This is a genomic window from Streptomyces sp. NPDC098101 (assembly GCF_044760185.1).
In the GTDB taxonomy this organism is placed as follows: domain Bacteria; phylum Actinomycetota; class Actinomycetes; order Streptomycetales; family Streptomycetaceae; genus Streptomyces.
Window position 1 is genome coordinate 12839 of the sequence record NZ_JBIWAS010000005.1, and the last position, 12990, is coordinate 25828.

Annotated in this window: 11 protein-coding genes; 9 read left to right on the forward strand and 2 right to left on the reverse strand. The window is 72.1% G+C overall.

Annotation, left to right across the window (positions count from 1 at the left end; genetic code table 11):
* The first annotated feature begins 43 nt into the window (after positions 1 to 43).
* The 7 genes from ACIQVI_RS22925 to ACIQVI_RS22955 all read left to right on the forward strand — a co-directional run bounded on the left by ACIQVI_RS22925 (position 44) and on the right by ACIQVI_RS22955 (position 8427).
* Positions 44 to 784 (forward strand): SCO family protein, encoded by a 741-nt coding sequence (locus ACIQVI_RS22925; RefSeq protein ID WP_403598829.1) that lies wholly within the window; start codon positions 44 to 46, stop codon positions 782 to 784.
* On the forward strand, positions 781 to 1251 hold the full coding sequence (locus ACIQVI_RS22930) for a copper chaperone PCu(A)C (RefSeq protein WP_351970904.1): 471 nt from the start codon (positions 781 to 783) through the stop codon (positions 1249 to 1251). Before ACIQVI_RS22925 ends, ACIQVI_RS22930 begins: the two co-directional genes overlap by 4 nt.
* A 138-nt stretch (positions 1252 to 1389) precedes the next feature.
* The gene (locus tag ACIQVI_RS22935; RefSeq protein WP_403598833.1) at positions 1390 to 3423 is read left to right on the forward strand and encodes a copper resistance protein CopC; all 2034 of its coding nucleotides are present in this window, start codon (positions 1390 to 1392) and stop codon (positions 3421 to 3423) included.
* Between the two features lie 6 nt (positions 3424 to 3429).
* On the forward strand, positions 3430 to 4716 hold the full coding sequence (efeB, locus tag ACIQVI_RS22940; protein WP_403598836.1) for an iron uptake transporter deferrochelatase/peroxidase subunit: 1287 nt from the start codon (positions 3430 to 3432) through the stop codon (positions 4714 to 4716).
* Positions 4717 to 4890: 174 nt separating this feature from the next.
* The gene (pheA, locus tag ACIQVI_RS22945) at positions 4891 to 5826 is read left to right on the forward strand and encodes a prephenate dehydratase (RefSeq protein ID WP_351970901.1); all 936 of its coding nucleotides are present in this window, start codon (positions 4891 to 4893) and stop codon (positions 5824 to 5826) included.
* 508 nt (positions 5827 to 6334) lie between these two features.
* Positions 6335 to 7624, forward strand: a complete 1290-nt coding sequence (gene serS, locus ACIQVI_RS22950) for a serine--tRNA ligase (RefSeq protein WP_351970900.1) — start codon at positions 6335 to 6337, stop codon at positions 7622 to 7624.
* Positions 7621 to 8427: an HAD family hydrolase gene (locus tag ACIQVI_RS22955; protein WP_383149441.1), complete on the forward strand. Its 807-nt coding sequence runs from the start codon at positions 7621 to 7623 to the stop codon at positions 8425 to 8427. The genes serS and ACIQVI_RS22955 overlap by 4 nt, the downstream gene beginning before the upstream one ends.
* A gap of 144 nt (positions 8428 to 8571) precedes the next feature.
* On the opposite strand, the gene ACIQVI_RS22960 is transcribed toward ACIQVI_RS22955, so the two are convergent.
* Both ACIQVI_RS22960 and lpdA read right to left on the reverse strand, forming a co-directional pair.
* Positions 8572 to 9231, reverse strand: coding sequence for a rhomboid-like protein (locus ACIQVI_RS22960; protein WP_403598841.1), 660 nt, complete (start codon positions 9229 to 9231; stop codon positions 8572 to 8574).
* 45 nt (positions 9232 to 9276) lie between these two features.
* On the reverse strand, positions 9277 to 10680 hold the full coding sequence (lpdA, locus tag ACIQVI_RS22965) for a dihydrolipoyl dehydrogenase (protein WP_351970897.1): 1404 nt from the start codon (positions 10678 to 10680) through the stop codon (positions 9277 to 9279).
* 123 nt (positions 10681 to 10803) lie between these two features.
* On the opposite strand from lpdA, the gene ACIQVI_RS22970 reads away from it, so the two are divergent.
* Both ACIQVI_RS22970 and ACIQVI_RS22975 read left to right on the forward strand, forming a co-directional pair.
* A complete protein-coding gene (locus ACIQVI_RS22970; RefSeq protein ID WP_403598844.1) occupies positions 10804 to 11484 on the forward strand; it encodes a FadR/GntR family transcriptional regulator in 681 nt (226 codons plus the stop codon).
* Positions 11485 to 11522: 38 nt separating this feature from the next.
* The gene (locus ACIQVI_RS22975) at positions 11523 to 12929 is read left to right on the forward strand and encodes a CynX/NimT family MFS transporter (protein WP_403598847.1); all 1407 of its coding nucleotides are present in this window, start codon (positions 11523 to 11525) and stop codon (positions 12927 to 12929) included.
* The last annotated feature ends 61 nt before the right edge of the window (positions 12930 to 12990 follow it).

Here is a 12990-nt window from a genome sequence, read left to right on the forward strand (position 1 = left end):
GAGGACACGGAAAGAACTCCCGAAGGACACGGAAAGAAACAGCATGTCCGCACAGAAGACGAACGCCCCCGAGTCCGAGGGCGGTCCGGCTCGTCCGGGCCGCCCGGGCCGGCGCACCCCGCTGTTCATCGCCGCGGCCGCGATCGTCGCGGCGATCGGCATCACCGCGGCCGTCGGCCTCGGCGACGACGGCAAGACCTCCGGCGCGGGCAAGGGCTCCGTCGCCGAGGTCTCCGGCGGCACCGACACCACCAAGGCCGCGACCGTCCTGGACCGGCCGTACGACAAGCCCGCCCTCGTCCTCACCGACACCAAGGGCCAGAAGTACGACCTGCGCGAGCGCACCAAGGGCAAGCCGACCCTGATCTACTTCGGCTACACGCACTGCCCCGACGTCTGCCCCATGACGATGAGCAACATCGCCATCGCCAAGAAGCAGCTCCCCAAGGCCGACCAGGACAAGCTCCAGGTCGTCTTCGTCACCACCGACCCCGAGCGGGACACCTCCGCCGAGCTCGCCAAGTGGCTGCCCGCCGCCGGCGACCCCTCCTTCACCGGTCTCACCGGCGAGTTCTCCGCCATCCAGGCGGGGGCCCGGCAGATCGGCATCGGCATCGACCCGCCGAAGAAGGAGAAGGACGGCAAGGTCGTCTCCATGCACGGGGCCCAGGTGATCGCCTTCTCGCCCACCACCGACCAGGGCTACGTCCTGTACGGCGAGGACACGACCGTCGAGGACTACGCCAAGGACCTGCCGAAGCTCGTCAAGGGGGAGAACCCGTGAACCGCCGCACCACCGCCCTGTCCGCCGCCGTGGCACTCGCCGCCTCGCTCGCGCTGACCGGGTGCTCGTCCTCGTCCGACGCCGCGGGCGGGGACGGGAAGCCCGAACTGAAGGTCAGCGGCGCGTTCATGCCCCAGCCGGTGATGGACATGGCCGGCGGCTTCCTGACCATCACCAACGACGGCGACACGGCGGACAAGCTGACCTCCGTCACCAGCCCGATCTCGGACGACGTCACGATCCACGAAACGAAGAACCAGAAGATGCAGGAGGTGAAGTTCTTCGAGATCCCCGCGAACGGGAAGCTCGCGCTGGCACGCGGGGGCAACCACATCATGTTCATGTCGCTGAAGGAGAAGCCCCGGCAGGGCGACAAGGTCAGCGTCGAGCTCCACTTCGAGAAGTCCGACCCCATCAAGGTCGACCTTCCCGTCGAGGCCGCCAACCACAACCCGCAGCAGCACTGAACGCGTTGACGGAGTTCGCACAGGGCCGGTTCGCGCAGGACCGGCGCGCACAGAACCGGTTCGCACAGGATCGGCGCGTGCAGGACCGGCGCGTACAGGACCGGTTCGCAGAGAACTGACCGACGGAGTGACCCAGAGATGACAACCACCGCCCCGCGCCTCGGTACCGCCCTGGCCCGGCTGCTGATCCTCGCGGCCGCGCTCCTCGGCACGCTGCTCGCCGGCGCCGCACCCGCCTCCGCGCACGCGGCGCTCACCGGCAGCGATCCGAAGGACGGGGCGGTGGTCGCCACCGCGCCCAAGGAGGTCAACCTCACCTTCTCCGAGCAGGTCGCCATGAGCGCCGACTCCATCCGGGTCCTCGACCCGGCGGGACGGCGGGCCGACACCGGCGAGATACGCGACCTGTGCAGCGGCTCCGTCGTCCGGTACGGGGTGGAACTCCGCGCCGGGCTGCCCGACGGCACGTACACCGTGGCCTGGCAGACCGTCTCGGCCGACAGCCACCCCATCGCCGGCGCCTTCACCTTCTCCATCGGCGCCCCCTCCGCCACCTCCGTCGCCCTGCCCGACCGGGAGCCCGGCGGCGGCCTCGTCGGCGCCCTCTACGGCATCGCGCGCTACCTCTCGTACGCCGGTTTCGCCGTCCTCGTCGGCGGCGGCGCCTTCGTCCTGGTCTGCTGGCCGCGCGGCGCGAGCGTCCGCCCGGTGCAGCGGACGGTGGTGCGGGCCTGGCTGACCCTCACCGGCGCCACCCTGGTGATGCTGCTCCTGCGCAACCCGTACACCGGCTCCGGAGAGCTCTCCGACGCCTTCGACCTGGCGGGCCTGAAGAGCGTCCTGGAGACGAAGACCGGGGCGGCGCTCACCTCCCGGCTGCTGCTGCTCGGCGCGGCCGCGCTCTTCGTGGCGGTCCTCTTCGGCTCCTACACCCGGCGCACCGACCCGAAGGAGAAGAAGGACCTCGTCTTCGGCCTCGGCATCGGCGGCGCCGTGGTGGCCACCGGGATCGCCGGGACCTGGGCCCTGGCCGAGCACGCCTCGACCGGGATCCAGCCGGGCATCGCCATGCCCGTGGACATCCTGCACCTCCTCGCCGTGGCCGCCTGGCTCGGCGGCCTCACCGTGCTGCTCGTCGCCCTGTACCGGGCGCCCTCCGTCGAACGCGCCGCGGTCGAGCGCTTCTCCAAGGTCGCCTTCGCCTCCGTGGTCGTCCTCGCGGCCACCGGGCTCTACCAGTCCTGGCGCCAGGTCGGTTCCTGGTCCGCCCTGACCGGCACCCGCTACGGCCAGCTCCTCCTCGTCAAGATCGGCCTGATGGCCGTCCTCGTCGGGATCGCCTGGATCTCCCGCCGATGGACACGGCGGCTCGCGGACCTGCCTCCGACGGAGGAGGAAGAGCGGGGAGCGAAGGAGACGGAGGACTCGGAGGAGCCCGAGGACGGCGAGAACGCTGAGGCCACCGAGGACGGCGAAGCCTCCGGCACCGACGAGGTGCCCGGGGCTTCCGGGACCGACGAGGTGCCCGGGGCTTCCGGGACCGACAAGGCCTCCGGCCCCGAAGAGGCTTCCGGAGCGGCCCCCGCCCTCGACCCCGAGCGGGCCGCTCAGCTCGCCCGGCAACGGGCCGCCGTCGCCACCGCCCGGCGCAAGCGGGAGCGGGACGCCGACCCCGAGCGGTCCGGGCTGCGCCGCTCGGTGCTGACCGAGGCCGCCGTCGCCGTCGTCCTCCTCGTCGTGACCACCGTGCTCACCGCGACCGAGCCCGGCCGCACCGAGGAGGAGGCCGGACGGTCCACCGCCGCCTCCGGCCCGGCCGCCGTGCCCGACCGGCCCGTCGACATCCGGCTGCCCTTCGACACCGGCGGCGTCGACGGCAAGGGCGTGGTCCGGCTCAGCCTCGACCCCGGCCGCACCGGCGCCAACGGCCTCCACCTCTATGTCGAGCGTCCCGACGGCAAGCCGCTGGACGTCCCCGAGGTCAAGGTCGCCCTCACCCTGGAGGCGAAGGACGTGGGCCCGCTGCCCGTCGCCCCCGACCGCATCCAGGCCGGACACTGGAGCGCGAGCGGCGTCCAGATCCCGATGTCCGGCGAGTGGCGGATCCAGGTGACCGTCCGCACCTCCGACATCGACCAGACCACCATCGACAAGAACGTGAAGATCGGCTGACCCCCCGTGAGCGAGAGCGACAACATCGAGCGCGACAACCTTGAGATCTCCCGGCGGCGGCTGCTCGGCACCGTCGGCGCGGCGGGCGCGGCCGGCCTGGTCGCCGGTGCGGCCGGCGGCGCCGGGATCTCCGCGGCCGTGTCCGGCGACGACGCCGCCTCCGCGAACGGCGCCGGCGGCCCGGCGGCCCTGACCAGCGTCGGCTCGACCCAGGTGATGTTTCACGGGAAACATCAGGCGGGCATCACCACGCCCCTCCAGGCGCGCGGCCATCTGATCGCCTTCGACCTCGCCCCGGGAGCCGGGCGCAAGGAGGCCGTCGCCCTGATGCGCCGCTGGTCGGCCACGGCGAAGGTCCTGATGGCGGGCAGGGCCCCGGCCGAGGACACCGGGGTCGCGCTCGACGCGGGCCCCTCCTCCCTCACGGTCACCTTCGGCTTCGGCCGTACCTTCTTCGACCGCACCGGCCTGACCGCCCGGCGCCCCGTCGAGCTGGATCCGCTGCCGGCCTTCTCCTCGGACGCCCTGGACCCCCGGCGTTCGGAGGGCGACCTGTGGGTGCAGATCGGTGCCGACGACGCCCTCGTCGCCTTCCACGCGCTGCGGGCCGTGCAGAAGGACGCGGGGGACGCGGCCCGGGTGCGCTGGCAGATGAACGGCTTCAACCGCTCGGCCGGTGCCACCGCGCGTCCGATGACCGCCCGCAACCTCATGGGCCAGGTCGACGGCACCCGCAACCCGAAGCCCACCGACGCCGACTTCGACCGGCGGATCTTCGTGCCGGCCGGGGCCACCGGAGCCGGGGAGTGGATGGCCGGCGGTTCGTACGCGGTGGTGCGCCGGATCCGGATGCTCCTGGACGACTGGGAGAAGCTGCCCCGGGGCACGCAGGAGAAGGTGATCGGGCGCCGGAAGTCCGACGGGGCCCCGCTCACCGGCGGCACCGAGACCACCGAACTCGACCTGGACAAGCGCGGGCCCGACGGCGGGACGGTGATCCCCGACAACGCCCACTCCCGGATCTCCGCCCCCGAACAGAACGGCGGGGCGGCGATGCTGCGCAGGCCGTTCTCCTTCCACGACGGCATCGCTCCGGACGGGACGCCGGACGCCGGGCTCCTCTTCATCTGCTGGCAGGCGAATCCGCTGCGGGGCTTCGTCCCGGTGCAGCGCAAGCTCGACCGGGGCGACGCACTGTCCCCGTTCATCCGCCACGAGACGAGCGGTCTCTTCGCGGTGCCGGGCGGCCCCGCCGAGGGCGAGTACGTGGGCCAGCGCCTCCTGGAGGCGTGAAGCCGTCCGGGCGGCGATCGACACCGGGCGCCCGGCCCGGGACGGGACGGACCGCCGACGCCCGGCCCACGCCGGACGGAGGCGCCCGAAAGGCGGCAGCGGGCGGCCCGCGAACGGCAGCCGGCCTCCGGCGGACGACCGTCGGCGGCCTCCGGGGACCATTAGGGTGACGGTATGTCCGCCACCCGGTACACCTATCTCGGCCCCGAAGGCACCTTCACCGAAGCGGCGCTGCGCACGCTGCCCGAGGCCGCGACACGGGAACTCGTCCCCATGGTCTCGGTCCCGGCCGCCCTCGACGCCGTACGGAACGGGGAGGCCGCCGCCGCGCTCGTCCCGATCGAGAACTCGGTCGAGGGCGGGGTGACCGCGACCCTGGACGAACTGGCATCCGGCGAGCCGCTGGTGATCTACCGCGAGGTGCTCCTCCCGATCGCCTTCGCGCTCCTCGTCCGGCCCGGGACCCAGCTCTCGGAGATCAAGACGGTCACGGGCCACCCGGTGGCACAGCCGCAGGTCCGGAACTGGCTGCGGAAGCACCTGCCCGACGCGGTGTGGGAGTCGGCCGCATCGAACGCGGACGGCGCCCGGCTGGTGCGGGAGGGCCGCTTCGACGCCGCCTTCGCGGGGGAGTTCGCGGCGGCGACGTACGGGCTCGAGGCGCTCGTCACCGAGATCCACGACGCGGAGAACGCCGAGACCCGGTTCGTGCTGGTGGGACGGCCGGCCCGGCCCGCGGCCCCGACGGGCGCGGACAAGACCTCGGTGGTGCTGTGGCTGGGTGACGATCATCCGGGTGCCCTCCTCGAACTGCTCCAGGAATTCGCGGTGCGCGGGGTGAACCTGATGCTGATTCAGTCCCGTCCCACGGGAGCGGGGATCGGGAACTACTGCTTCGCCGTGGACGCCGAGGGCCATATCGCGGACCGGCGGGTGGGCGAGGCGCTGATGGGGCTCAAGCGGATCTGCCCCAAGGTGCGGTTCCTCGGCTCGTATCCGCGGGCGGGCGTCGCGGTCGAGGACGTGCCGGCGCTGCGGCGCGGCACTTCGGACGGGGAGTTCATGGCGGCCTCCGACTGGCTGGCGAGGGCCCAGGACGGTCGGGCCTGACCCGAGAATGGCGGATCGCTCCCCGGAGCGTGCGCGGTCGTCCACAGGTACGAACCACTAGTCCTACCTGCATATTTTTCAGTTACCCACAGAGGTTATCCACAGGTATTCCGTCCAGCCTGGGGACAAGTCGACACCACATTCCGGCAAGGTCGACAAATCGCCCTAGTCACTCCCGATCGCCGGGGACGTCATCCACAGCGCTCCACCCGCCTCCCCGTCAGCATCCCCCGGCAGACCCACTCTTCGGAGTGAGCGATTCCCACCCGAATGAGCGTCTCGATGCTGTTTGATCACGGATTTCCCAGGCGCGGAGCGAGAAAAGCCTGCGACCCTTTCCGTAGTCCACAGTTTTTCCGCACAGGCTGTGGATAACTATTCGCGTCCACCTCGTCTGCGACACCGCCCACCCCGCCCGCGACATTTCCGAGCGCGGCAATTCGGGCGAAACCGCACACGCCCTCTTATCCGGTGGGGTCGCGCGAACGCACACCGGTAGCCTGGTGGGGTGATTGACCTTCGCCTGCTCCGTGAGGACCCCGACCGTGTTCGCGCCTCCCAGCGCGCCCGTGGAGAGGACGTCTCCCTCGTCGACGCCCTGCTCTCCGCCGATGAGCGGCGCAGGTCGTCCGGCGTCCGCTTCGACGAGCTCCGATCCGAGCAGAGGGCGCTCGGCAAGCTGATCCCCAGGGCCACCCCGGAGGAGCGCGCCGAACTCCTGCAGAAGGCCGAGCAGCTCAAGACCGACGTCAAGACCGCCGAGGCCGAGCAGAACGAGGCCGACGAGACGGCCAAGCGCCTGCTGCTCCAGCTCGGGAACATCGTCCACACGGACGTCCCGGTCGGCGGCGAGGAGGACTTCGTCGTCCTGGAGACGCACGGCACCATCCGCGACTTCGCGGCCGAGGGCTTCGAGCCCAAGGACCACCTGGAGCTGGGCGAGGCGCTCGGCGCCATCGACGTGGCGCGGGGCGCCAAGGTCTCCGGCTCGCGCTTCTACTACCTGACCGGCGTCGGCGCCCTCCTGGAGCTGGCCCTGGTCAACGCGGCGATCGCCCAGGCCACCGAGGCCGGCTTCATCCCCATGCTGACGCCCGCGCTCGTCCGTCCGCGCGCCATGGAGGGCACCGGCTTCCTCGGCCAGGCCGCGGAGAACGTGTACCACCTGGAGAAGGACGACTACTACCTCGTCGGCACCTCCGAGGTCCCCCTCGCCGCGTACCACATGGACGAGATCATCGACGCCGACAAGCTGCCGCTGCGGTACGCGGGCTTCTCGCCCTGCTTCCGCCGCGAGGCCGGCACGTACGGCAAGGACACCCGGGGCATCTTCCGCGTCCACCAGTTCGACAAGGTCGAGATGTTCTCGTACGTCGCGCCCGAGGACGCGGAGAACGAGCACAAGCGCCTCCTGGACTGGGAGAAGCAGTGGCTGACCGGTCTGGAGCTGCCGTTCCAGGTCATCGACGTCGCCACCGGTGACCTCGGCGCCTCCGCCTCCCGCAAGTTCGACTGCGAGGCGTGGATCCCGACGCAGGGCAAGTACCGCGAGCTGACCTCGGCGTCGAACTGCGACAGCTTCCAGGCCCGCCGCCTCTCCGTCCGGATGCGCGACGAGCAGGGCGGCAAGAAGACGGTGCAGCCGCTGGCCACCCTGAACGGCACGCTGTGCGCCGTACCGCGCACGATCGTGGCGATCCTGGAGAACCACCAGCTGGCCGACGGTTCGGTGCGGGTGCCCGAGGTGCTCCGGCCCTACCTCGGCGGCCGTGAGGTCCTGGAGCCGATCGCCAAGTGAGCCCCTTCCCCTACCGCCTGGTCGCGACGGACCTCGACGGGACGCTGCTGCGGTCCGACGAGTCCGTCTCGGACCGTACGCGGGACGCGCTCGCCGCCGCGACGGCGGCGGGCGCCGCCCACATCGTGGTCACCGGCCGGGCGGTGCCCTGGACCCGGCACATCCTCGACGACCTCGGCTACGAGGGGATCGCGGTGTGCGGGCAGGGCGCGCAGGTCTACCACGCCGGTGAGCACCGGCTGCTGACCTCGCTGACCCTGGACCGGCAGCTCGCCGGGCTCGCCCTGTCCAAGATCGAGGCCGAGGTGGGCCCGCTGGCCCTCGCCGCGAGCCGCGACGGCCTGGAGGGCGAGGTCCTGATGGGCCCCGGCTACCGGGTCCACGAGGGTCCGCTGCCGTACGTGCCGTACGAGGACCCGTCCGAGCTGTGGTCGGCGCCGCTGACCAAGCTGTACATCCAGCACCCGACGCTGACCGACGACGAGCTGACCCGGGCCGCCCGTGCCACGGTCGGCGGGCTCGTGGACATCGTCATGGCGGGGCCCGGCATCGTGGAGATCCTGCCGCTCGGCCTCAGCAAGGCGACGGGCCTCTCGCTCGCCGCCCGCCGGCTGGGCGTGAAGGCGGCGGAGACGATCGCCTTCGGCGACATGCCCAACGACATCCCGATGTTCGGCTGGGCGGCCCGCGGCGTGGCCATGGGCAACGCGCACGCGGAACTGCGGGCGGTGGCCGACGAGGTGACCGCCTCGAACGAGGAGGACGGCATCGCCGTCGTCCTGGAGCGCCTGCTGGCCGGCTGAACCCGAAAGCCTGCTGGTCGGCTGTACTCGGAAGCCTGCTGGTCGGCTGGACTCGAAAAGGAGGGGCGGCCCGCGCGGACCGCGGTCCGCGCGCTCGAAGCGGCCGCCCCTCTCCTCGGGAGATCCCCCGTGTCCCCCGTACGTCTAGTGTGCGCCGGGTCGCTGTTCGTGTGCGACCGGTTTTCCGCGCGTCAGCGGGTAGCAGGCGAGACCGACCGCCAGGGCGATCGTGTGCCCCAGATCGGTGTACGTGCGGTCGGTGACGAGCGGGACGGCGAAGAACGCGACCACGCCCGCCAGATAGAGCCAGCGCCAGGGGCGGGGGAGCCGGTGGGCGAGGACGCCCGCCGAGGCGGCGAGCCCGTAACTGACCCCGATGTCGACGACGTGCGCCATGCTGCGCGGCACGTCGTGGAGGCGGATGGCCGCCAGGACCACCTGCTGGCTGACGAGCGTCGCCGTGATGTGCGCGGCGGCGACGATGACGAGCCATTTCGCGGTGCCGAGCCAGCGCTCCACGGGCGCGTGCAGGAGCTCGAAGAGCGCCGCGTACAGAACGATGTCGGCCGGGTCCTCGATCCAGAACGCGCTGCCGAGCAGGGCCCGCACCGGGTGGTGCGCGAGCTGGTGCAGGTTGCTGCTGTTGCGGTGGAGGAAGTAGTCCTGCACGCCCGGCGGGGCGAGCGCGATGACGAGGCTGGTGAGCGCGATGACCGCCAGCCACGCGTGCGTACCGGGTGACGAACGCACCCACGACCTGATCGGCCGGGACGGTTCGCCACCCGGAGAGGTTCTGCTCGGCACCTTTCAGTGCCTATCACCCGGACCCGTCGGGTCGCGGGAGGAACCTCAGAAATTGATCATGTGTCCGGCGATCCCGTGGATCGCCTCCTTCACGGCCTCGCCCAGGGTCGGGTGGGCGTGGACGTTCCGGGCGACCTCGTGGACCGTGAGGTCCCACTGCTGGGCCAGGGTCAGCTCGGGCAGCAGCTCGGTGACGTCGGGGCCGATCAGGTGGGCGCCGATGATCTCGCCGTACTTGGCGTCCGCGACGATCTTGACGAAGCCGGTGGAGTCGCCGAGGCCGTGCGCCTTGCCGTTCGCGGTGAAGGGGAACTTCGCGACCTTGACGTCGAAGCCCTTCTCGCGCGCCTGCTTCTCGGTCCAGCCGAAGCTGGCGATCTGCGGCTGGCAGTAGGTGGCGCGCGGGATCATCGGGTAGTCGAGCTCCATCGTCTCGGCGTCCGCGATGGTCTCGGAGGCGATGACGCCCATGGCCTCGGCGGTGTGCGCGAGCATCAGCTTCGCGGTGACGTCGCCGATGGCGTAGATGTGCGGCACGGAGGTGCGGCAGCGGCCGTCGACGTCGATCGCGCCGCGCTCGGTCAGGGCGACGCCGGTGTTCTCCAGGCCGTAGCCGGTGACGTTCGGGGCGAAGCCGATCGCCTGGAGGACCTTGTCGGCCTCCAGGACCTTCTGGGCGCCGTCCTTGCCGGTGACGGTGACGCGGACCTGCGGGCCGGACTCGTCGATGGTCTCGACGCGGGTCGAGGTCAGGACGTCGATGCCGAGCTTGCGGTACTGCTTCGCCAGCTCCTTGGAGACGTCCTCGTCCTCCAGCGGGGCGATGCGGTCGAGGAACTCGACGATCGTGACCTTGGTGCCGTAGTTGTTCAGGACGTACGCGAACTCGATGCCGATCGCGCCGGCGCCGGCGATGACGATCGACTTCGGGGCGTCCTCGGCGAGGATCTGCTCCTCGTACGTCACCACGCGGTCGGTGCGGGAGGTGCCCGGCAGCAGGCGCGGGGTGGCGCCGGTGGCGATGATGCAGTTGTCGAAGGCGATCGTCTGCGTGGTGCCGTCGGACTTGGCCACCTGGAGGGTGTTCGCGTCGAGGAAGGTGCCCCGGCCGTCGAACTCGGTGATCCCGTTCTTCTTCATCAGGTAGTGGACGCCCTTGACGCGGCCGTCCGCGACCGTACGGCTGCGGCGGAACGCCTCCGTGTAGTCGAAGGAGACGGTGCCGTCGACCTTGATGCCGAAGGTCTTCGCCTCGTGGTGGAAGATGTGGGCGAGTTCGGCGTTGCGCAGCAGCGCCTTGGTGGGGATGCAGCCGACGTTCAGGCAGACACCGCCCCAGTACTTCTCCTCGACGACCGCGACCCGCTTGCCCAGCTGGGCGGCGCGGATGGCGGCGACGTAGCCGCCGGGGCCAGCTCCGAGTACGACGACGTCGAAGCGGTCTGACATGACTGACTCCCGAGGGTGATGAGGGTGTTCCGTCCGCGTACGGCCCCACAGTAGTCCCGTGTTCCCGGGGTGGTGAGTTGTAGGATGACTGGGCAACCGGGCGAATCGAGAGGTCGGGACGGCATGGCACTCAGGGCGGCGGGGCGGACCTCGCTGGTGGACTCCGCGGTGAAGCAGCTCCGCGGTCAGCTCGCGGACGGGGAGTGGGCGGTCGGCGACCGCATCCCCACCGAGCACGAGCTCGCGCAACAGCTCGGGGTGGGCCGCAACACCGTCCGCGAGGCCGTCCGGGTCCTCGTCCACGCCGGGCTCCTGGAGTCCCGCCAGGGCAACGGCACCTTCGTCAGGTCCACCGCCGACCCGGCGGCCGTCCTGCGCGGGGTCCGGCACGCGGGCGCGGCCGACGTGCTCGAACTGCGGGTCGCCCTGGAGGCCGAGGCGGCCCGGCTCGCCGCCGCCCGGCGCGACACCCACGACCTGCTGCGGCTGCGGGCCGCCCTGGCCACCCTGCGGGAGGAGGGCGACCGGAACGCCGACGCGGACCTCGCCTTCCACCTGGCGGTCGTCGGCGCGACCCACAACGCGGCCTTCGTGGAGGTGTACCGCTTCTTCTCGGCCCAGGTCCACGAGGTCCTGGTGGAGGCCCTCGGCGACCGGGAGATGCCGCCGGTCGACATCGACGCCCACGAGGCCCTGGTGGCCGCGGTCGAGGCGGGCGATCCGGAGGCGGCGGAGCGGCAGGCCCGCGAGCTGCTGCGGGTGCCGATGGAGACGGTGGCGGCGCTGACGGAGCGGACGCGATGAGCGCCGGAGCACGTACGTCCGGTACAGAGGCGGTCCCGATGAGCGCCGGAGCGCGTACGTCCGGTACGGAGGCGGACGCGTCGGCGCCCGTGACCGCGTCCGACACCACGTCGGCCCCTGGTTCCGCGCCCGCCTTCGGCTCCGGTCCGGACTCCGCACCCGGCTCCGCGTCCGTGTCCGGCTCCGCGCCGGGCCCCGCGCCCGTGCTCGTCGACGCCGAGGCCGGGGTCCGGACCTCGGCGGCCGGGGCGGCGGCCCGGCGCGCCCTGCTCGCGCATCCGGCGCTGCTCCTCGTCGGGATCGTGCTGGCCTCGCTGAACATGCGGGCGGCCCTGGCGAGCGTGGCCCCCTTGGTCGGCGAGATATCCGCCGCCTTCGGGCTCTCCGCGACGGCGAGTTCGCTCGTCACCTCGGTGCCGGTGCTCTTCCTGGGCGCGGGCGCGGCGGTGGCGCCGTGGCTGGGGCGCCGGTTCGGCGCCGAGCGCGTGCTGTTCGCGGCGCTCCTGCTGCTCGGCGCCGGTGTCCTCGCGCGCGTGCTGCCGTCCGTGTACGCGCTGTACGGCGGCGGGATCCTCGTCGGAACGGCGATCGCCCTGCTCAACGTGCTGATGCCCGGCCTGATCAAGCGTGACTTCCCGGACCGGGCCGCGGCGATGACCTCGGTGTACACGGGCGCGATGATCGCGGGCGCCACGGTGGCCGCGGCGGCGGCCGTCCCTCTGGAGAAGGCCCTGGGCGGCGGCTGGGAGGCCTCCCTCGGCTCCTGGTCGCTGCTCGCCGCGGTGGCGGCGGTCGCCTGGCTGCCCCAGGTGCTGATCGCCCGCGGCCGTACGGGCCACGCGGTACGGGCCGTCCCGGCCGGGGGCGCCCGCCCGGTGAACGTCTGGCGCTCGGCGCTCGCCTGGCAGGTCACGCTCTTCATGGGCCTGCAGTCGCTCTGGACGTACGTGCTGATCGCCTGGATGCCGACGATCTTCGTCGACCACGGGATGGACCGCTCCACCGCCGGCGTGGTCTTCGCCTTCAACAACCTGGTGCAGGTGGCGGGCGCCTTCGTGGTGCCGCTGCTCGCCGGCCGGATGCGGAGCCAGCGCCCGCTGATCGTGCTCGTCACCACGCTGGTCGCGGCCGGTTACGCCGGTCTGCTGGTGGCGCCGGTGGAGGGCGCCTGGCTCTGGTCGGCGCTCCTCGGCGTCGGCCAGGGCGGTGCGGTCGGGCTCGCCCTGACCCTGATCGTGCTGCGCTCCGGGGACGCGGTGACCGCGGCCGGGCTCTCGGGGATGGCCCAGACGGTCGGCTATCTGCTCGCCGCCGCGGGCCCGCTGGCGGCCGGTGCCCTGCACCAGGCCACCGGCTCCTGGACCCCGCCGATCTGCGGGGTCCTCGGCGTCTGCGCGGCGGCCCTGGCCGTGGGGCTCCTCGCGGCCCGGAACCGTACGGTCTGAGGTCACGGGCCGGGGTGGCGGGACGGCTCCGGGAGGGCCTCCCGGAGCCGGGGGCGACGCC

What these genes read in the sequence shown, in the direction of transcription:
- ACIQVI_RS22925 (WP_403598829.1), top strand. Translation starts at nt 44, where the DNA reads ATGTCCGCACAGAAGACGAACGCCCCCGAGTCCGAGGGCGGTCCGGCT.
- ACIQVI_RS22935 (WP_403598833.1), top strand. Translation starts at nt 1,390, where the DNA reads ATGACAACCACCGCCCCGCGCCTCGGTACCGCCCTGGCCCGGCTGCTG.
- pheA (WP_351970901.1), top strand. Translation starts at nt 4,891, where the DNA reads ATGTCCGCCACCCGGTACACCTATCTCGGCCCCGAAGGCACCTTCACC.
- lpdA (WP_351970897.1), bottom strand. Translation starts at nt 10,680, where the DNA reads ATGTCAGACCGCTTCGACGTCGTCGTACTCGGAGCTGGCCCCGGCGGC.
- ACIQVI_RS22970 (WP_403598844.1), top strand. Translation starts at nt 10,804, where the DNA reads ATGGCACTCAGGGCGGCGGGGCGGACCTCGCTGGTGGACTCCGCGGTG.
- ACIQVI_RS22975 (WP_403598847.1), top strand. Translation starts at nt 11,523, where the DNA reads ATGAGCGCCGGAGCGCGTACGTCCGGTACGGAGGCGGACGCGTCGGCG.